18 protein-coding genes are annotated in these 19,155 nt (G+C 43.2%); 14 read left to right on the top strand and 4 right to left on the bottom strand.

The features are described from left to right. The first annotated feature begins 59 nt into the window (after nt 1–59). The 3 genes from M3221_RS04815 (at nt 60) to M3221_RS04805 (ending at nt 3,823) form a co-directional block, all read left to right on the top strand. On the top strand, nt 60–497 hold the full coding sequence (locus M3221_RS04815) for a MarR family winged helix-turn-helix transcriptional regulator (protein ID WP_251270391.1): 438 nt from the start codon (nt 60–62) through the stop codon (nt 495–497). A gap of 64 nt (nt 498–561) precedes the next feature. Beyond that, the gene (locus M3221_RS04810; protein ID WP_251270390.1) at nt 562–1,170 is read left to right on the top strand and encodes a CPBP family intramembrane glutamic endopeptidase; all 609 of its coding nucleotides are present in this window, start codon (nt 562–564) and stop codon (nt 1,168–1,170) included. 514 nt (nt 1,171–1,684) lie between these two features. Then, complete coding sequence (locus M3221_RS04805) at nt 1,685–3,823, top strand: ATP-dependent Clp protease ATP-binding subunit (protein WP_251270389.1); 2,139 nt, start codon at nt 1,685–1,687, stop codon at nt 3,821–3,823. A gap of 38 nt (nt 3,824–3,861) precedes the next feature. Here M3221_RS04805 and M3221_RS04800 read toward each other — a convergent pair whose 3' ends face one another. Next, nucleotides 3,862–4,041, bottom strand: a complete 180-nt coding sequence (locus M3221_RS04800; protein WP_069939554.1) for a YkvS family protein — start codon at nt 4,039–4,041, stop codon at nt 3,862–3,864. A 172-nt stretch (nt 4,042–4,213) separates the two neighbouring features. On the opposite strand from M3221_RS04800, the gene M3221_RS04795 reads away from it, so the two are divergent. After that, complete coding sequence (locus M3221_RS04795) at nt 4,214–4,408, top strand: hypothetical protein (RefSeq protein ID WP_251270388.1); 195 nt, start codon at nt 4,214–4,216, stop codon at nt 4,406–4,408. 12 nt (nt 4,409–4,420) lie between these two features. Then, nucleotides 4,421–5,155: an SDR family NAD(P)-dependent oxidoreductase gene (locus M3221_RS04790; protein ID WP_251270387.1), complete on the top strand. Its 735-nt coding sequence runs from the start codon at nt 4,421–4,423 to the stop codon at nt 5,153–5,155. Here the strand turns inward: M3221_RS04790 and M3221_RS04785 are convergent. Next, the gene (locus M3221_RS04785) at nt 5,152–5,532 is read right to left on the bottom strand and encodes a PilZ domain-containing protein (RefSeq protein WP_251270386.1); all 381 of its coding nucleotides are present in this window, start codon (nt 5,530–5,532) and stop codon (nt 5,152–5,154) included. The genes M3221_RS04790 and M3221_RS04785 overlap by 4 nt on opposite strands. Nucleotides 5,533–5,676: 144 nt before the next feature. Between M3221_RS04785 and M3221_RS04780 the strand changes: the two genes are divergently transcribed. Both M3221_RS04780 and ptsP read left to right on the top strand, forming a co-directional pair. Continuing rightward, nucleotides 5,677–5,943 carry a phosphocarrier protein HPr gene (locus M3221_RS04780; protein WP_242232196.1) on the top strand — a complete coding sequence of 89 codons (267 nt, stop codon included), beginning with the start codon at nt 5,677–5,679 and terminating at the stop codon, nt 5,941–5,943. 2 nt (nt 5,944–5,945) lie between these two features. Further along, entirely contained in the window at nt 5,946–7,667 is a 1,722-nt protein-coding gene (ptsP, locus tag M3221_RS04775; protein ID WP_242232195.1) for a phosphoenolpyruvate--protein phosphotransferase, read from the top strand. A gap of 149 nt (nt 7,668–7,816) precedes the next feature. Here the strand turns inward: ptsP and M3221_RS04770 are convergent, their stop codons facing one another. Continuing rightward, nucleotides 7,817–8,968, bottom strand: a complete 1,152-nt coding sequence (locus tag M3221_RS04770; RefSeq protein WP_251270385.1) for an aminotransferase A — start codon at nt 8,966–8,968, stop codon at nt 7,817–7,819. A 142-nt stretch (nt 8,969–9,110) separates the two neighbouring features. On the opposite strand from M3221_RS04770, the gene M3221_RS04765 reads away from it, so the two are divergent. Next, complete coding sequence (locus M3221_RS04765) at nt 9,111–10,013, top strand: chemotaxis protein (protein ID WP_251270384.1); 903 nt, start codon at nt 9,111–9,113, stop codon at nt 10,011–10,013. A gap of 40 nt (nt 10,014–10,053) precedes the next feature. Here M3221_RS04765 and M3221_RS04760 read toward each other — a convergent pair whose 3' ends face one another. Next, nucleotides 10,054–10,518 (bottom strand): YkyB family protein, encoded by a 465-nt coding sequence (locus M3221_RS04760; protein WP_396120243.1) that lies wholly within the window; start codon nt 10,516–10,518, stop codon nt 10,054–10,056. 132 nt (nt 10,519–10,650) lie between these two features. On the opposite strand from M3221_RS04760, the gene M3221_RS04755 reads away from it, so the two are divergent. From M3221_RS04755 to treR, 6 genes are all read left to right on the top strand, one after another. Next, the gene (locus M3221_RS04755; RefSeq protein ID WP_251270623.1) at nt 10,651–12,183 is read left to right on the top strand and encodes a Ppx/GppA family phosphatase; all 1,533 of its coding nucleotides are present in this window, start codon (nt 10,651–10,653) and stop codon (nt 12,181–12,183) included. A 14-nt stretch (nt 12,184–12,197) separates the two neighbouring features. Further along, complete coding sequence (locus M3221_RS04750; protein ID WP_251270382.1) at nt 12,198–14,297, top strand: RNA degradosome polyphosphate kinase; 2,100 nt, start codon at nt 12,198–12,200, stop codon at nt 14,295–14,297. Nucleotides 14,298–14,382: 85 nt separating this feature from the next. After that, on the top strand, nt 14,383–15,147 hold the full coding sequence (gene fadH, locus M3221_RS04745) for a 2,4-dienoyl-CoA reductase (RefSeq protein WP_251270381.1): 765 nt from the start codon (nt 14,383–14,385) through the stop codon (nt 15,145–15,147). A gap of 118 nt (nt 15,148–15,265) precedes the next feature. Next, nucleotides 15,266–16,675, top strand: a complete 1,410-nt coding sequence (treP, locus tag M3221_RS04740) for a PTS system trehalose-specific EIIBC component (RefSeq protein WP_251270380.1) — start codon at nt 15,266–15,268, stop codon at nt 16,673–16,675. 40 nt (nt 16,676–16,715) lie between these two features. Further along, nucleotides 16,716–18,377, top strand: coding sequence for an alpha,alpha-phosphotrehalase (gene treC, locus M3221_RS04735; RefSeq protein ID WP_251270379.1), 1,662 nt, complete (start codon nt 16,716–16,718; stop codon nt 18,375–18,377). Nucleotides 18,378–18,426: 49 nt separating this feature from the next. After that, entirely contained in the window at nt 18,427–19,146 is a 720-nt protein-coding gene (gene treR / locus M3221_RS04730) for a trehalose operon repressor (RefSeq protein ID WP_251270378.1), read from the top strand. Nucleotides 19,147–19,155 lie beyond the last annotated feature (9 nt).

Raw genomic sequence — 19,155 nt, 5'->3', positions numbered from 1 at the left:
GGAAGCGAAAATGTGTAACGTATAAATGAAGAAATGAATAGACAGGCAGGGGAATAATAATGAAAGAAAGTGAAAAATCGCTAAAATTATTTATTGTGCTATCGCGCGCATATAAAGTGGTAAACGAGCAGGTCAATGGGTTTATTCAAAAGTCCGGCCTTAATCCGACAGAATTTGCTGTACTGGAACTGTTATATCATAAAGGGCCTCAGCCTCTTCAGCAAATTGGCGGGAAAATCCTGCTTGCAAGCGGCAGTATTACATATGTTGTGGATAAGCTTGAGAAAAAGCAGCTGCTAAAACGGGTAGCCTGCCCACACGACCGGCGCATTACCCATGCCGCTATCACGGAAGCAGGAACAGAACTGATTGAGCGCATTTTTCCAGTGCATGAGCAAAACATTCATGATCTTGTAAGTGTGCTGTCGGAGGAAGAAGTCGAACAGGCAACGGCTATTTTAAGAAAACTGGGGCTGTCTATTAAAAACTTATCGTAACGCTTTTGCCGAATCTGAGTTTTATATGGTAAAATAACTCGGATTAAGGAAAGGAGCTTTATGAATGGCACTATGGAAAGACTGGCGCTTTATTCTTGGAGTGGCAGCGGCATACGTTCTTTTATATGTAACTTTCTTGGATAAAGATATTTTTTGGTATATTTACACAGCAGCTACTTTGTTTTTTATTAGTATTTCAATTATAAGCGAGCCGATCGATGATCAGCAGAATACAAACCGGTTTATGCTATACGGTATTTTGTCTGGGGTTGTTTTATACGCACTCTTTGCGGCTGGATATGCACTGCTGAAGCTGATGCCTGTAGCGGCAGAGGAGCATGTTTCTTCTATCTATGCTTTATTCAGCCCCGTATTTATTTGGCATTATATCGTTCTTGTGCTGATTATCATTCCTGGAGAAGAATTGTTTTTTCGGGGATTTATCCAAAAACGCCTCGGCCGCTATATGAACAAGTGGGCAGCTATGGTGATAGCGGCACTGTTTTACGCTTCTGTTTTTGTTTTTTCCGGTGAATGGCTTTGGATGATGGCCGCTCTTTGCGGCGGATTGTTTTGGGGAAGCTTATATATATGGCGCAAAAGCATACCAATGCTGATTATTTCTCACTTAATCTTTGATTTGCTTTTTGTTGTTTTTTTGCCGCTTGCATAAAGTGCCTTTTTGGCACTTTATTTTTTTAAAAAAGTACTTGAAAGTCAAAAAAGGTCAAAGTATAATAAATATATGGTCAGAGATGGTCAAAGTTAAACATAATAAATACTCACAAAACCTTTTAGGTTAACTTGCAGGACAGTTCAAAAGCCAGAGGGAGCAGTTTTCTCTTGGGGAAGCTGAACTTGCTTTTGTTCTCCTTATGCTCGCTCGTGTTGTTTTCCTTAGGCACATCATATTGAGCAGAAAAGTTGAAGGTCAAAAAGATCAGTTTATAATAGAGTTATAGTCAAAGATGGTCAAAATTAAGAACAACGAAACTTTCGAACCTTTTTAAACGAACTTGCAATGAAGGGCAAATGCAGAACAAGAATCCATTTCTTCTATGTAAGTTGAACTTTTCTTTTGTTGCAGCCATTTATGGTGAGCAGAAAAGTTGAAAGTCAAAAAAGGTCAAATTATAATAAAGATATGGTCAAATATAGTCAAAGTCAAAGTAAAGGGGATGACGTGGATGAAATGTCAAAAATGCCAGCAGCATCGTGCGAATGTGCAAATGAATGTCCGTGTCAATGGTCAATCAGCACAGTATCATTTATGCGATGCATGCTTTCAAAAAGAAAAACAAACTATGGGAGGAATGAACATGAATTTTGGATCATTCGGTTTTCCATTTGATGAGTTTATGAAAGGAATGCAATCACAAAATCTGCAGCAGGCAATGAAGCAGCAAGTACCGTCAGCTGGAGCGGGACGCGGAGGCGGCGGGATTCTCGATCAATTCGGACGCAATCTGTCCTCACTTGCCAAAGCCGGATTAATTGACCCGGTGATCGGCCGCGACAAAGAAGTCGCGCGTGTGATTGAAATTTTAAACAGAAGAAATAAAAACAACCCTGTTCTGATTGGGGAGCCTGGTGTTGGTAAAACGGCGATTGCAGAAGGACTTGCTCTTTACATTGCAGAAGGACGAGTGCCGGCGAAACTGACAGGCAAAGAAGTATATGTGCTGGATGTTGCTTCCCTTGTTGCCGGTACAGGTGTGCGCGGGCAATTTGAAGAGCGTATGAAACAAATCATTGAAGAAGTAAAAACGCGGAAAAATATTTTGCTTTTTATTGATGAAATTCATCAGCTGGTTGGAGCGGGGTCAGCAGAAGGATCTATGGATGCCGGCAACATTTTAAAACCGGCCCTTGCCCGTGGCGAAATGCAATTGATTGGTGCAACAACATTAAAAGAATACCGTCAAATCGAAAAAGATGCAGCGCTCGAACGCCGCTTTCAGCCGGTGCAAGTCGCGGAGCCAAACGTAGAAGAAACGATCCATATTTTAAAAGGCCTGCAGAAGCATTATGAAGACTTCCACCAGGTTACTTACACTGAAGAAGCGATTCAAGCGTGTGCCGCTCTGTCACATCGTTATATTCAGGACCGGTTCCTGCCGGACAAAGCAATTGACCTTCTTGACGAAGCGGGTTCTAAGTTAAACTTGACCATTAACCCGTCTGATACAGCTTCTATTCAAGAACAGCTTTCCGAGGCAGCAAAGCGTAAAGAAGAAGCGCTGCAAAAGGAAGCATATGAAGAAGCAGCAAAATGGCGTGACGAAGAAGCTGCGCTGGAACAAAAACTGGCTCAAGGCGGTACAGCGGCTGAGGCACCAACCGTTACAGCAGAAGTGATTCAATCACTAATTGCAAGCAAAACAGGCATTCCGGTTGGAAAGCTTCATCAAGATGAACAGCTTCAAATTAAACATCTTGAAGAAAATCTTGCCGGCAAGGTAATTGGCCAAAAAAGAGCCGTTCAAAAAGTGGCGAAAGCGATCCGCCGCAGCCGTGCGGGCTTAAAAGCGAAAAATCGCCCAATTGGTTCATTCCTGTTTGTCGGACCAACAGGGGTTGGTAAAACAGAATTAACAAAAACATTGGCAGAAGAGTTATTCGGCTCTAAAGAAGCCCTTATTCGCCTGGACATGAGTGAGTTCATGGAGAAACACAGTGTGTCTAAACTGATTGGTTCTCCTCCGGGATATGTGGGATTTGAAGAAGCAGGTCAGTTAACAGAAAAAGTGCGCCGTAATCCATATAGCATTATTTTGCTTGATGAAATTGAAAAAGCACACCCTGATGTTCAGCATATGTTCCTGCAAATAATGGAAGATGGCAGATTAACAGACAGCCAGGGGCGGACGGTAAGTTTCAAAGAGTGCGTTATCATTATGACAAGCAACGCTGGTGTCGGCAGAAGAAATATAACAGTCGGCTTTGACAAGCAGGCTCAAAAATCCGATGATTCTGTTCTTGACTCATTGTCTGATTTCTTCAAGCCGGAATTTCTAAACCGTTTCGACGCGATTATCGAGTTTGAAGCGCTTGGCAAAAAAGAGCTTATCCAAATTGTTGATTTGATGCTTGGCGACTTGAATGATATGCTTGCGGAGCAGCAAATGAAAATTGGTGTGGATGCAGCAGTAAAAGAAAAGCTGGCTGAGATTGGCTTTAACCCTCAATTTGGGGCACGGCCGCTTCGCCGGGCCATTCAAGAGCATATTGAAGATGCAATCGCTGATTTTATGATCGATCATCCAGATGCTGCGCATTTAAAAGCAGTAGTTGAAAACGATCAAATTACGATTCAATCAGTGTAAATAAACAAAAGAGCGGATTCTAGAATCCGCTCTTTTTTTCATGCATGGACGATGATATAATTTTTATGGTTAACGACTGTTTTTTCTTCTAATTCGCGCTCATCGAAATCTTCCATAATTGTCAAATCAACAATGACGGAGTTTTCATTTACTTTTTCGACGATCCCGCGTAGGCCGTCTTTAAATTCAATAATGTTGCCGACTTCTGCTTTAGTCATCTGTTTCGCTCCTTTTCGACAATTGACGATACCATTTTCTCTCGTTTTCTTTTATAATGAAAACGTTAGCGAAAGGTATTAAAATAAATTTTGCCTTATTTTTTGAAAATAGTAAAGGATTTTACACGGTGTTGTGTCAATTTTTTGACTATTTTAATAGGAGGTGAGAAGCGTGACTGCAGAAGAAGCTGCGGGATATCTTGAAAGCCTTCGCAATGGAACTGTTGCACGTGTACACATTGAACGAAATGATTTTCTTTCGTTTCGGCAGGTGCTTATTCAACAGGCTGACTTTAAACATTTCCGAGGCATTGCCAAACACGGTGGCCACACTGAATATGAATATATGGAAGCACCTCGAAGCTAAAGGAGTGGAAGCATGTTCAAGAACAAAACCGTCATCGTAACAGGCGGGGCGAATGGGATTGGCAGAGCAACAGCCTATGCTTTCGCCGCAAAAGGTGCCAACACAATTATTGTAGATATGAAAGAGGAAGGCCGGACAGTTGTTCAGGAATGGAAGCAATCCGGTTATAACGCGGCGTTTTGTTGTGCGGATGTAGGAAATACAGACAAAATGGCAGAGTTGTTTGCGCAGATTAACCAGGAATACGGCGGCATCGACATCTTAATTAACAATGCAGGAGTTTCTTCTTTTGGCTCTATCTGGGACATAAAGAAAACAGACTGGGACAAAATAATGACCACTAATGCAGCAAGCGTCCTGTTTTGTTCCCGCGAAGCCGCCCGCTATATGAAAAGCGGCAGCGCCATCGTAAATATGTGCTCAACTCGGCAAAGTATGTCAGAGCCTCATACAGAATTGTATGCAGCGTCAAAAGGAGCCATTTATTCGTTGACTCATGCGCTTTCCGTGACATTAGGTGAGAAGGGAATACGGGTAAACAGTATCAGTCCCGGCTGGATTGAAACGGGTGACTACGCGAAGCTGCGGCCGGAAGATCATGCCCAGCATCCAGCAGGTCGGGTCGGCAGGCCGGAGGATGTAGCCAAAGCCTGTTTATATCTTACCGACCCAGAAAATACTTTTATAACCGGAGAAAATTTGGTTATTGACGGTGGAATGACGCGCAAAATGATTTATGTTCATTAACGTTTCGACTTTTTCAATTGCTCTTTCGTGTACCTTTTAAGTGAGTCAATAATCTGGTTTTTTAATGCTTCGTTTCCGTCGCTTTGAACAGCGTAGTGATATACGCTGCCGGCTTGTCGCTGCCGAATCATTTTTCCTGGAAAAGAAATAAGCGTACCAGCCAGCTCAAAAGTAAAAACGAGAATCGGATCGGCTGCTGGGTCAAGAGCTTCTTTTGAAGCCGCTTTTAATCCACTGGGGCTGATATCAAGGATAAAAGCATCAAACGATTGAACTTTTTTTCTTTCATCTGGACCGGTGGACTCGAATACTTCGCAAACCGCTGGAATTGATTTGGAAAAAGCATAGCGAAACGCTTCTTGTCTTTTATAATACATGCCAAAAACTCCTTACACTTGTCTATATTTGTCTATTTTAAAAGATAAAGGGAGAAGCAGCAACTTGAAAAAACTCGATCGTTGAGAGAAATGAAATTTAATGCTATTCTCTATGAAGAAAAATGTATGAAGGAGAGACGATCCATGTCTAAAAAAACTTTTACAGTAACAGCAGACACAGGCATTCATGCACGTCCTGCAACGCTGCTTGTTCAAACAGCAAGCAAATACTCAAGCGATATAAATCTTGAATTTAACGGTAAAACAGTGAACTTAAAATCCATCATGGGTGTAATGTCACTTGGAATCGGCAAAGGTGCTGAAATTACGATTTCAGCAGAAGGCAGTGATGAAGAAGCTGCACTCCAAGCGATTGAAACACTACTCCAAAACGAAGGGCTGGCAAACTAATAATGGCAGCGATATTAAAAGGAATTGGCGCATCAGACGGAATTTCATTTGCAAAAGCTTACCGCTTAATGGAACCAGACTTAACAGTTGAGAAAAAGGATGTAGCAGATGCTGCAGCTGAAGCTGAGCGTTTCCGTGCAGCGTTGAAAAAATCAGAAGCAGAACTTGAAGTAATCAAAGAAAAAGCACGCAAGGATTTAGGAGACGATAAAGCGGCTATTTTCGAAGCTCACCTGCTTGTGTTAAACGATCCAGAACTTACTGGACCGATTGAAGACAAAATTAAATCAGAGTCTGTGAATGCAGAATACGCGCTTCAAGAAACAGCAAACATGTTTATCGGCATGTTTGAAGCGATGGATAATGAATACATGAAAGAGCGCGCAGCAGATATTAAAGACGTAACAAAACGTGTATTGGCAGCGCTTCTTGGTGTAGATCTTCCAGCACCTGCTTTGATTGCAGAGGAAGTCGTTGTCGTTGCAGAAGATTTAACGCCTTCTATGACCGCTCAGCTGAACCGTGAATTCGTTAAAGGATTTACAACAGATATCGGCGGCCGTACGTCGCACTCTGCGATCATGGCACGTTCATTGGAAATTCCAGCAGTTGTTGGAACGAAAAATGCAACAACAGATATTCAAAACGGTGATATGATTATCATTGACGGTCTTCAAGGGGAAGTACACATCAACCCGACAGAAGAAGTAGCAGCAGAATATAAAAAACGTGCAGAAGCATACGCGCAGCAAAAAGCGGAATGGGCGAAGCTTGTAAACGAACAAACGGTTACAGCGGACGGCCGCCACGTTGAGCTTGCGGCTAACATTGGGACGCCTGCAGACCTTGAAGGGGTAAAAGCAAACGGCGGAGAAGGCGTTGGCTTGTACCGTACAGAATTTTTATATATGGGCCGCGATAACCTCCCTACAGAAGAAGAGCAATTTGAATCTTACAAAGCTGTTTTAGAAGGCATGGAAGGCAAACCGGTCGTTGTTCGCACATTGGATATCGGCGGTGATAAAGAGCTTCCATACTTGAACCTGCCGCATGAAATGAACCCATTCCTTGGTTTCCGTGCGATTCGTCTTTGCTTAGAAGAGCAGGATATTTTCCGTACGCAGCTTCGTGCCCTGCTTCGTGCGAGCATTTACGGAAACTTGAAAATCATGTTCCCGATGATTGCGACCGTAAACGAATTCCGCCAGGCAAAAGCCGTTCTTTTAGAAGAGCGTGCAAAACTTGAAGCAGAAGGCGTAAGCGTTGCAGAACACATAGAGCTTGGCATCATGGTGGAAATCCCATCAACAGCTGTTATTGCTGATTTGTTTGCAAAAGAAGTAGACTTTTTCTCAATCGGCACAAACGACTTGATTCAATACACAATGGCGGCAGACCGTATGAACGAACGTGTATCTTACTTGTACCAGCCGTACAATCCGTCTATCCTGCGTCTTGTTAAAATGGTTATTGAAGCGGCGCACAAAGAAGGCAAATGGGCTGGCATGTGCGGTGAAATGGCCGGAGATGAAACAGCGATTCCATTACTCTTAGGTCTAGGCCTTGATGAATTCTCAATGAGTGCCACATCCATCCTAAAAGCACGTGCGCAAATGAAACATTTGTCAAAAGCAGACATGGAAGAGCTGGCAGCAAAAGCAATTGAAATGTCAACAGCTGAAGAAGTTGTAGAACTTGTTCAATCCATCAAAAAAAATTCATAAAAAAGGTGTAAAAGCAGAAAAAACGGGAATGATATAAACGTAACCAGTTTTTCATTCTCCATTTCTCTCACTTTTTGCCCGGGCGATCGCTGTCCGGGCTTTTTTTATGAAAAAAAGCAGAAGCTGCATCACAGCTTCTGCTTTATTCATTAAAGTGTTCTTAAAAATTGCTCGATCCGCCGCAGCCCTTCTTCAATTTCCTCAACACTGCATGCATAAGACAAACGGAACCAGCCTTCCCCCGCATCAGAAAAAGCACTGCCGGGCACAACCGCTACTTTATATTTTTGAGCTAAAGTTAAACAAAAATCAAAAGAAGAGCCGATATAAGCTGTAGGTACTTTTACAAAAAAGTAAAAAGCACCATCAGGTTTGACCGTTTCTAGTCCGAGCTCCCGCAATTTCTCGAAGGTGAAATCACGCCGCTTTTGGTATTCGCTGCGCATAGGCAGCGCATCATCCATGCCGTCGGTCAGGGCGGCAACCGCTGCTTTTTGTGAAACAGAAGAAGCGCAGGAGACGTTGTACTGATGGACTTTTAAAATGTGCTGTGTAATAGACTGCGGCGCAAATAAAAGCCCAATCCGCCAGCCGGTCATCGCATGTGACTTGGACAAGCCGTTTACGACAATCGTTTGTTCCGGCAAAAAGGACGCAATGGAAACGTGAGGACGTTCATACACAATTTCGCTGTAAATTTCGTCGGCTAAAACGAAAAGCTCATATCTTTTTGCCAGCGCCGCAACGTCTTGAAGCTCCTGGTCCGTTAAGCTGACGCCAGTCGGATTTGAAGGATAAGGAAGAACGATCACTTTTGTTTTTTTGGATATGTATGGCTCGATTTTGTCGGCAGTCATGCGAAAATCATTATCGGTTACATTTACCATCACCGGCTTGGCACCGCATAAGTGAATAATGGGCTCATAACCGGGGTAAACAGGACCTGGAAGAATCACTTCATCACCCGGCTCCAGAGCAGCCCGCAGTGCAATGTCGATCGCCTGGCTTGCGCCAACAGTCACAATCACTTCAGTGTCCGCACTGTAAGAGACTCCATACTTTTCCTTATAAAAACGGACAGCAGCTTCTTTTAGCTCAGGCAGCCCGCTGTTTGGCGTATACACGGTCGCGTTTTGCTTGATAGCACGGATACCGGCTTCTTTTACATGATCAGGAGTGTTAAAATCCGGCTGGCCGATCGTAAGAGAAATCATTCCTTCCTGAGTACCGACCAGGTTATAAAACTTGCGGATACCCGAAATTTCAATGCTTTTCACACGTGTATTCAATCGATGTTCCATTTGTAAACCACCTTTTTCTTATCTAATATTATTATAGTGTAAATTTTTGAATTAGATATTAAAGAATTATAAACTTTTCAAGCATCGACAATCTTTTCGTTCGTGATATAGTAAAATAAAAAAGCAAGGGGACTTATGACTTATGACAAATGATTATGGAATTTTACTTGAATCTGGAACAAATGAACTTGAAATTGTGGAATTTGAAGTTCAGGGCAATAAATATGGGATTAATGTGATGAAAGTAAAAGAAATCATTCAGCCTATGCCTATTACTTTTATCCCGCATGCCCACTCCCACATTGAAGGCATTATTCAGCTTCGTGGTGAGGTGCTGCCAGTGATTGATATGGCAAAAGTGCTGGGCCTGCAGCCATCTCAAAATGGCCAGATGGATAAATACATTGTAACAGAGTTTAACCAGCAAAAAGTGGTTTTTCACGTTCAAAACGTGACGCGCATTCACCGTATTTCCTGGAATGATATTGAAAAGCCGTCTGAAATGTATCAGGGAGGCAACAATCAAATTATCGGCGTGATCAAAATCAATGAAACGATGATTTTGTTGATCGACTTTGAAAAAATTGTCGTAGATATTAATCCGCATTCCGGCATTCACGTGGATCAAATTCGAAGTCTGGGCAAGCGTGAGCGGTCCGAAAAACAAATTATTGTGGCAGAGGACTCACCGCTGCTCCGCAAGCTGCTTCACGATACGCTGGTGGAAGCGGGATATGACCGGGTTGAGTTTTTTGAAAACGGCCAGATTGCCCTCGATTATTTGGAATCGACACTTGAACAGGAAAATACATTCGAAAAAGTGCAGCTGATTGTTACAGATATTGAAATGCCAAAAATGGACGGACACCATCTAACAAGACGGATCAAAGATCATCCTGTTTTGAAAAAACTTCCAGTCATTATTTTTTCTTCATTGATTACCGACGAGCTTCGCCACAAGGGTACAGGAGTAGGTGCCGATGCGCAGGTGAGCAAGCCGGAAATTGCCCGTCTTGTTCAGTATATTGATGAACTTGCCCTATAAAAGAAAGGACGCTTGCTTGTCAGCGGCGTCCTTTTCGTTCTTAATATGACTGGCCAAGCGGTTTAAACACCGGCTTCGTGTACTTTTTCTGACCGGGAGGCTTCGGCTTTGTTTCTTTTTCTTTCATACCCGTATACGCCTCAAGAGTACTTTTTGCTTTAGACAGCCCCATGGAACAGCGGGGGTTGCGTATTTGTTCGCTTAACCGTCCTAGGTGCGGCAATAAAGTAAAGTCTTCTTTACAAGGCGGCATATGAAAGGTGTATTCACCGCATGAAACAAGCACATCCGACTGCTGCCGGCTGTTTTTAGGATTTCGGGAAAAGTGAAGGCCTTTTTTTTCTGCTTTGCCTTCCTTGATCATCTTCAGGAGAGCGCATTTTTTCAGCGCATATAGATATTTTGGGTTTGTAGCCGTTTTTGCATGGCGGTTAACCGTGAAAATGGCTTTAGCGAGGGTCTCTTCGGATGAAGGTTCGGTGAAGGGTTCAGATTTTTTGCTCAATGTAGTGACTCCTTTCGTCCTCATTTTCTCTCATTATATACTGTTTAACCGTGATTTGGAAGCATTCATGGTGGTTTGCATGGTATATTTAAAGGGGAAAATGAATAAAAAAAGAAAGCGGGAATCACTGTGATGCAAACCAAAACAGGCATTATTGATATTGGATCCAATACAGTCCGTCTGGTTTTATATAAAGAGCAAGGGTCAGCGATTGAGGAATTTCGAAATGTAAAAGCACCTCTCAGGCTGCGGCACTTTTTAAATGAAAAAAGTGAAATGAGCGATGAAGGTGTCCGGCTGCTGCTTGAAGCGCTGCTCAATTTCAAAGAAGTTCTCCGTTACTACGAGGTAACAGAGGTAGAATGTACCGCAACAGCTGCTATAAGACAGGCATCAAACCGAGATGCCATTATTGAAAGAGTCAAGGAAGAAACGGGATTTCATATCCGGTTGCTGTCGGGAGAGGAAGAAGCTTCTTACGGGCTGTCAGCCGTTTTGAAAACAATGCCGGCTGATAATGGACTGACGATTGATATCGGCGGAGGTAGTACAGAAATCACACTTTATAGAAACAGAAAATTGAAACATTTTTTCAGCTTTCCTTTTGGCGTGGTCTCCCTTAAAGAACAGTTTATCCCAGAAGGTCGAATGAAGCCGAAAGAGCAGAAACGAATGGCTGAGTTTATTCAAGGAGAGCTTGAAAAATTCGATTGGCTTGGTGAAGCACCGGACGGCATAATTACGGCTGTGGGCGGCAGCGCGCGCAACTTGGCGAATGTCCAGCAGCTAAAAGAAAATTATCCGCCTCTTGGCGTACACGGCTATGAGCTGTCCGCAGAAGCTCTTGAACAGCTGCGCACCGAGCTTTCTCCGCTTTCATACACAGAGCTTGAGAAAGTGGATGGTCTTTCAAATGAGCGCGCTGATTTAATTTTGCCGGCTATTGAAGTCTTTTATCAGCTGACTATACATACAAAAGCGAAAAGAATACTGGTCAGCTCCCGGGGGCTTCGAGATGGAATCATGCTGGAGCGGGCAAAAAACAGCAATTGGGACACAGCAGAAGATGTAAAACGAAACGGCGTGAAAAGACTGTTAACTGTTTATGGCCATGATGAAAATCATCATTACCAAATGATGAAGCTGACTCAAAATATGCTTCGCGGTTTTGAACAAGAACAGATTTTAAAGGTCACGAACAAAGAGCGGTTTATGATTGAACAAGCGGCGGCTTTGTTTTATCTCGGTGAATACATATCATCCAATGCAAAAAGCCGGCATACCTTTTATCTTCTGCTTAACTCCATGTTTGACGGCTTTACCCATCGAGAGAAAGCATATATTTCTTTGGTCGCTTCCTTTACAAATAATTCGACACTCAAGCAATATTTAGAGCAGTTCGACGGCTGGTTCACCAAAGAGGACCTCCAAAAAATGCGGGAGTACGGTGCCCTGCTTAAGCTTTGTTATAGCTTAAACAGCTCAAAGCGAAGCATTGTCAGCGATCTAGGTGTGAAAAGAAAACATGATCATATTGTTATTACGGTTTATTGCGAAGGAAGCGAGCTCGCTGAACGCTACCAAAGCGATAAACAAAAACGCCATTTAGAAAAAGCCTTGCAGACAGACATTCAGATAGAATTTAAACAAATTAAAGAAAACTGAAATGAGGGAGTCCGATGAGCAGGCAGACAGCCATTGATTTAGCGAATCCAAGATACTACAACAATCGAGAATTAAGCTGGCTTAACTTTAACAAACGTGTGTTGGAAGAATCATCGGATTTAAATAATCCTTTGCTGGAACGCATGAAATTTTTGGCGATCTTCAGTTCAAACTTAGATGAATTTTTTATGGTACGGGTAGCCGGCTTAAAAGATCAAGTAAAAGCAGGCTTTAATAAGCCTGAGAACAAAGCGGGCCTGACACCCAAGCAGCAGCTCAACCGGATCAGCATTAAAGCGCATGAGCTCGTGGAAACACAAAACAGGATATTAAGAGAGGAAATTCTTCCCGCCCTTAAAGAGGAAGGATTTTTGTTGAAAAAGCCGGCTGAGCTGGTGGATGAACAACAGCGTTTTTTGCTTGATTACTTCGACAACGAAGTGTTTCCTGTTTTAACACCGATGGCCATTGACGCTTACCGCCCGTTTCCAATGCTGTTAAATAAATCACTTAATTTAGTTGTGATGCTGCAAAATGATGAGCCGGAAGCAGAAATGGACCGCGTAGCCATTGTGCAGGTGCCGGGAGTGCTGGAACGTACAATCGAAGTGCCATCGGAGGAAGGCGGCACATTTGTTTTACTTGAAGACGTATTAGAATATTTTATTGACCGTATCTTTCAAGGGTATGTTGTGAAGAATGTGAATACTTTCCGGATTACACGCAATGCGGATATGGAAATTCACGAAGAAGGCGCCCGCGATTTGCTTCTTGAAATTGAAAAAGAATTAAAAAAGCGAAAATGGGGAGCCGCTGTCCGGCTTGAAATTAAATCTCAGGATTTAGATCAGGATGTACTGGACTACCTGCTTGAAGAGCTTGAAATTCATTTTAAAGATGTTTATGAAATAGACGGCCCGATTGATTTAACTTTCTTGTTTCCTTTTACGAAGAAGCTGAGCACGCTTCGTGAAGGGCTGACGTATGAAACGTTTATTCCGCAGCTGCCAATCGATTTGTCTTCCCGGGAAAATATTTTTGAAAAAGTATTGCAGCAGGATATTCTTTTCTATCACCCGTACGAATCATTCGAGCCGGTAGTGGATTTTATCTCGCAGGCGGCAGATGATCCTACCGTTTTAGCGATTAAAATGACGCTTTACCGGGTCAGCGGCGATTCACCGATTATTGAATCGCTTAAACGGGCAGCGGAAAAAGGAAAACAAGTTACCGTTCTCGTTGAACTAAAAGCGCGATTCGACGAAGAAAACAATGTTCAGTGGGCCAAAGAGCTGGAAAAAGCGGGCTGTCATGTGATCTATGGCATGCACAATTTGAAAACACATAGTAAAATTACACTTGTTGTTCGGAAACGAGCAGGCCAAATTGAACGGTTCGTTCATCTCGGCACAGGCAATTACAATGATGCAACAGCAAAGCTTTACACGGACCATGGCTTAATTACATCTAAAAAAGAGTTTGGCGTAGATGCGACGAATTTCTTCAATTATTTAAGCGGGTACATGAACAAACCAAAATATAATCACTTAGTGGTCGCTCCATTTGATATTCAGGACGCATTTATAAAACTCATTGATGAAGAAATTGACAATCACAAAAAGTATGGGAATGGCCGGATTATTGCCAAGATGAATTCTTTAACAGATAAACGGTTAATTATGAAGCTGTACGAAGCATCCAATGCAGGGGTACAAATCGACTGCATCATCCGTGGAATTTGCTGTATGCGCCCGGGGATTCCCGGTGTAAGTGAAAACATACGGGTAATCAGCATTGTAGGCCGCTTTTTAGAGCACAGCCGGATTTACTATTTTCATCATAACGGTGAACGGAATATTTACCTTTCTTCAGCAGATATGATGACACGCAATATGATTAAGCGGGTGGAAATTTTATTCCCGATCTTAGACCATACATTAAAAAACAGGCTGACGGACTTTTTGCATTTGCAGCTGTCGGATACAGCAAAAGCACGTTATCAGGACAATGAAGGAAACTACCATTACGTAGCCAGTGACAAAGATGAGATATATGTTGACAGTCAGCTTGAATGTTTACAGGCTGTTTATCAACTAAGGGAAGACGAAGAATAAAACAAAAAAGGAAATCCACTTGTATTGCGGATTTCCTTTTTATTATATATTTATGAATGACTATTCATTCATGAGGGGGGAACACATGAAAAACCAGACGGTCGTCATAACGGGTGGATCAAGCGGTATGGGAAAATATATGGCCCGGCGTTTTTTTGAGAAAGGAGCCAATGTAGTCATTTGCGGACGAAACGAAGCAAAATTAAGGGCAGCTAAAAATGAAATAAGCGGCGAAAACGACCGGCTTTTAACAGTGGCCATGGATGTACGCTGTCCTGAAGAAGCTGTGCAGCTGATGGAAAAGGCGGATCAGGCGTTTGGCTCGATCCATGTGCTCATTAATAATGCTGCCGGTAATTTTATTTGTCCCACAGAAAAGCTGACGCCAGATGGATGGCAGGCTGTTATAGACATTGTGTTAAACGGAACCTTTTATTGTTCACACGCTGCAGGAAACTATTGGATTAAACGAAAAAGCAGCGGTTTAATCATTAATATGGCTGCTGCTTATGCATGGAATGCAGGAGCCAAAGTTGCGCATTCGGCTGCTGCCAAGGCGGGTGTACTGTCTCTCACACGTACTCTTGCAGTTGAATGGGGCTATCAGTATGGAATACGTGTTAATGCGATCGCTCCCGGTCCAATTGAGCGGACAGGAGGGGCTGAAAAACTATGGGAGTCATCAGAAGCAGCCCGGCGGACGCTGAACAGCGTACCGCTGGGCCGGCTTGGGACGCCCGAGGAAGTCGCTTCTCTTGCCCTTTTTTTGTGTTCGAAAGACGCTGCTTATATAAATGGTGAATGTATTACAATAGATGGCGGACAGTGGTTAAACCGCTTTCCTTTTTAAAAGCAGCGATAGGGCTGCTCTTTTTTTTTGGAATCGCTTCCTTGTTTGTTGACAACATGTATATACAGGTGGTAAAGTCTTATTAAGATGTATATACAAGATTAGGAGGGCAGTAACAATGGGTGCATATTCAAAACAAGCGGAGCAGATTGTAGAGGCAGTCGGCGGACGTGATAATATTAGTGCAGCTACACATTGTGTAACACGGCTGCGTTTTGCATTAAAAGATGACAGCAAAGTCGATACAGCAAAACTCGAACAAATTGATGTAGTCAAAGGATCTTTCGCAGCCAACGGACAGTATCAGGTTGTTATTGGCCAGGGTACCGTCAACAAAGTGTATCAGGATTTAGTTGACCAAACCGGTATTGGAGAATCTTCCAAAGATGATGTAAAAAAAGCATCAGAATCCAATTTAAATCCGGTGCAGCGGGCGATTAAAACATTGGCTGATATTTTTATACCCATTTTACCGGCCATTGTAACAGCCGGCTTGCTGCTTGGACTGAATAATATTTTAACCGGTCCCGGCATTTTCTTTGAGGAATCGTTAATCGAGCGTTATCCTCAGTGGGCTGACATTGCAAACGTTATCAACTTGATTGCGAATACAGCGTTTACCTTCCTGCCTGCCTTGATCGGATGGTCAGCCGTGAAGCGGTTTGGCGGCAGTCCGCTTTTAGGGATTGTGCTGGGATTAATTCTCGTTCATCCCGATTTATTGAACGCCTGGGCATACGGTGAAGCAGAAAAAGCAGGAGAAATTCCAACCTGGAATATTTTGGGGCTGACGGTTGAAAAAATCGGCTACCAGGGACAGGTCCTGCCTGTTTTATTCGCCTCCTATTTATTGGCGAAAATTGAAGTTTTCTTAACAAAAAGAGTTCCTGAAGGCATTCAGCTGCTCGTTGTAGCACCGGTTGCTCTTCTTATTACCGGGTTTGCCGCTTTTATTTTAATCGGTCCGGTTATGTTTATCGTTGGAAATGCCATCACAGATGCGGTTATTTATATTTTTGACACTGTACCGCTTTTAGGCGGCTTAATTTACGGCGGCCTGTACAGCGTGCTTGTTATCACAGGAATGCACCACACCTTCTTAGCTGTTGATTTGCAGCTGGTCGGCTCTCAGCTTGGCGGCACGTTTTTATGGCCGATGCTTGCTCTTTCTAACATCGCACAGGGCGCAGCTGCTTTAGCAATTGGGCTTTTAGCAAAAGAAGACCGTTTAAAAGGTCTTTCCTACACATCAGCACTGTCTGCTTTTCTCGGTGTAACAGAGCCGGCTATATTCGGGGTAAATCTCCGCTTCCGGTATGCTTTTATTGCTGCCATGATCAGCTCCGCCATTGCCGGTATGTTTATCTCGGTAAATGGTGTTCTCGCTAGTACGATTGGCGTCGGAGGCATTCCAGGCTTTCTCGTTATCAGTAAAGGAATGACATCCTTTTTGATCGGCATGGTCATTGTAATCGTTCTGCCGATCATTCTCACATTTATTTTTTCACGATTTGCGAAACAAAAATAAAGGGCGCTTTTGCCCTTTTTTCTATTAGGAGGCTTACGATATGAATGAACAATGGTGGAAACAAAGTGTTGTATATCAAATTTATCCGAAAAGCTTTAATGATACGAAGGGCAGCGGAGTCGGCGACTTGCGGGGCATTATTGAAAAGCTGGATTATTTAAAAGACCTCGGGGTTGATGTGCTGTGGCTGACGCCCATTTATGCGTCCCCGCAAAAAGACAACGGCTATGACATTAGCGATTATTATGCGGTAAACCCGGAATACGGAACAATGGCTGACGTGGAAGAGCTGCTCGAGCAAGCCCATAATCGGGAGATCAAAATTGTCATGGACCTCGTTGTTAACCACACTTCTACCGAGCATAACTGGTTTCAGCAGTCGAGAGAAGCTGACGGCCGCTTCCGGGACTATTATATTTGGAAAGACGGAGTAAACGGAGGTCCGCCAAACAACTGGAAGTCAAAATTTGGCGGATCAGCATGGGCTTATGATGAAAAGCGCGGCCAGTATTATCTGCATTTATTTGATCGTACGCAGGCCGATTTAAATTGGGAAAACGAACAAGTTCGCCGTGATTTATATGAAATGATGCATTTTTGGCTTCAAAAAGGGATTGACGGCTTCCGTCTGGATGTCATTAATCTTATTTCCAAAGATCAATCTTTCCCAGATGACTTTGAAGGGGACGGGCGGCGCTTTTACACAGATGGCCCGCGGGTTCACGAGTTTTTACGTGAAATGAATGATAACGTGTTTTCTCAATATGATCTGTTAACGGTAGGTGAAATGTCTTCTACAACCATTGAACACTGCATTCGTTATTCTCATCCGGATTCGCATGAATTGGCGATGACCTTTAATTTCCATCATTTAAAAGCAGATTATCCTGGAGGAGAAAAATGGACAGCCGCTCCGTTTGATTTTTTGTGGCTGAAAGGGATTATGTCAGACTGGCAGCAGGAAATGGATAAAGGCGGAGGCTGGAATGCCTTGTTCTGGTGTAACCATGACCAGCCCCGTATTGTAAGCCGGTATGGAAATGACGGAGAATACCGGGTGAAGTCAGCGAAGATGCTGGCAAACGCCATTCATTTTATGAAAGGAACCCCTTATATTTACCAGGGTGAAGAAATTGGAATGACAAATCCTCATTTTGAACGGATTGAGCAGTATCGTGATGTGGAATCTTTGAATATGTACAATGAAATGCGCGCCCAGGGAATGGCAGAGGAAGACATCATGACGATTATAAAGCAAAAATCACGTGATAACAGCCGTACGCCTGTTCAGTGGAACAGCGAAAAAAATGCCGGCTTCACAAGTGGCACTCCATGGATTGAAACGGCTGAAAACTATAAAGAAATTAATGTGGAAGCCGCACAACAAGATCCAGACTCTATTTTTTATCATTACAAAACACTGATTGAGCTCCGGAAAAAGGAAAAGGTGATGCGTGAAGGAAGCTACCGGCTGCTTATGGGCGATCATCCTGAGCTGTTTGTATATATGAGAGAATACGAGGGGGAAGCATGGATCGTCATCAATAATTTTTATGGCCGCCCGGTGTCATTCGTTGTACCTGAAGAATTGAAAGGCAAGCGTTCATCTCTTGTTCTGTCAAATGAGAAAGAAGCTCCTGTGCAGCTTTCAAGCCGGACATTAACGCCTTATGAAAGCACCGTGTACCGTCTGTTTAACTAATCCATTTTGTGTTATAGTGGAGGGAATGACAGTATGCAGGTGAACGAAGATGAAAATCAATAAATACAAGTATATTTACGAAGAGCTGGTTGAGAAAATAAAAACGGGTGTTTTTCAGCCGGGTGAGCTTATTCCGTCAGAGCATGACCTGGCCGCCAGCTATGAAACATCCAGGGAAACGATTCGAAAAGCGCTGACACTTCTTTCGCAAAATGGTTTTATTCAAAAACTGCGCGGCAAAGGCTCGGTCGTTCTTGACACGAGCCGTGCAAGCTTTCCGTTTTCGGGGCTTGTCAGCTTTAAAGAGCTGGCAGAAGGGCTTAACGCAGCGATTCACACAGATGTAGAAGAGCTTGCATTAATTCGTCCCGAGCCATATTTGCAGCATCAGCTTCAATGTAGTCCAAAGGAAGAGATATGGAAAGTGACCCGGACGCGTGTTTTCGATGGGGAGCGTGTTATTTTAGACAAGGATTTTTTATTGAAAAAGCATGTTCCCTCTCTGACAGAAGAGATATGCGGACAATCGATTTATGCTTATATTGAAGAAGAACTTGGTTTAACGATCAGTTTTGCTAAAAAGGAAATAACCGTTGAGCCCTGCACAGAAGAAGACACAGCCCTTCTTGACATGAATGGCTGTTCACATATTGCTGTGGTGCGTAACTACGTTTATTTAGATAATGCGAGCCTTTTTCAGTATACGGAGTCAAGACACCGGCCGGATAAATTTCGATTCGTCGATTTTGCCCGCCGGCATATGATGTAGCCTGGCGCG

The sequence above is a fragment of the Domibacillus indicus genome, from assembly GCF_023715895.1.
Lineage (GTDB): Bacteria > Bacillota > Bacilli > Bacillales > Domibacillaceae > Domibacillus > Domibacillus indicus_A.
Note: the sequence above shows the minus strand (reverse complement) of the source record. Positions and strands in the feature narration are given on the sequence as shown.

What these genes read in the sequence shown, in the direction of transcription:
- M3221_RS04815 (WP_251270391.1), top strand. Translation starts at nt 60, where the DNA reads ATGAAAGAAAGTGAAAAATCGCTAAAATTATTTATTGTGCTATCGCGC.
- M3221_RS04810 (WP_251270390.1), top strand. Translation starts at nt 562, where the DNA reads ATGGCACTATGGAAAGACTGGCGCTTTATTCTTGGAGTGGCAGCGGCA.
- M3221_RS04805 (WP_251270389.1), top strand. Translation starts at nt 1,685, where the DNA reads ATGAAATGTCAAAAATGCCAGCAGCATCGTGCGAATGTGCAAATGAAT.
- M3221_RS04800 (WP_069939554.1), bottom strand. Translation starts at nt 4,041, where the DNA reads ATGACTAAAGCAGAAGTCGGCAACATTATTGAATTTAAAGACGGCCTA.
- M3221_RS04790 (WP_251270387.1), top strand. Translation starts at nt 4,421, where the DNA reads ATGTTCAAGAACAAAACCGTCATCGTAACAGGCGGGGCGAATGGGATT.
- M3221_RS04785 (WP_251270386.1), bottom strand. Translation starts at nt 5,532, where the DNA reads ATGTATTATAAAAGACAAGAAGCGTTTCGCTATGCTTTTTCCAAATCA.
- M3221_RS04780 (WP_242232196.1), top strand. Translation starts at nt 5,677, where the DNA reads ATGTCTAAAAAAACTTTTACAGTAACAGCAGACACAGGCATTCATGCA.
- ptsP (WP_242232195.1), top strand. Translation starts at nt 5,946, where the DNA reads ATGGCAGCGATATTAAAAGGAATTGGCGCATCAGACGGAATTTCATTT.
- M3221_RS04770 (WP_251270385.1), bottom strand. Translation starts at nt 8,968, where the DNA reads ATGGAACATCGATTGAATACACGTGTGAAAAGCATTGAAATTTCGGGT.
- M3221_RS04765 (WP_251270384.1), top strand. Translation starts at nt 9,111, where the DNA reads ATGACAAATGATTATGGAATTTTACTTGAATCTGGAACAAATGAACTT.
- M3221_RS04755 (WP_251270623.1), top strand. Translation starts at nt 10,651, where the DNA reads ATGCAAACCAAAACAGGCATTATTGATATTGGATCCAATACAGTCCGT.
- M3221_RS04750 (WP_251270382.1), top strand. Translation starts at nt 12,198, where the DNA reads ATGAGCAGGCAGACAGCCATTGATTTAGCGAATCCAAGATACTACAAC.
- fadH (WP_251270381.1), top strand. Translation starts at nt 14,383, where the DNA reads ATGAAAAACCAGACGGTCGTCATAACGGGTGGATCAAGCGGTATGGGA.
- treP (WP_251270380.1), top strand. Translation starts at nt 15,266, where the DNA reads ATGGGTGCATATTCAAAACAAGCGGAGCAGATTGTAGAGGCAGTCGGC.
- treC (WP_251270379.1), top strand. Translation starts at nt 16,716, where the DNA reads ATGAATGAACAATGGTGGAAACAAAGTGTTGTATATCAAATTTATCCG.
- treR (WP_251270378.1), top strand. Translation starts at nt 18,427, where the DNA reads ATGAAAATCAATAAATACAAGTATATTTACGAAGAGCTGGTTGAGAAA.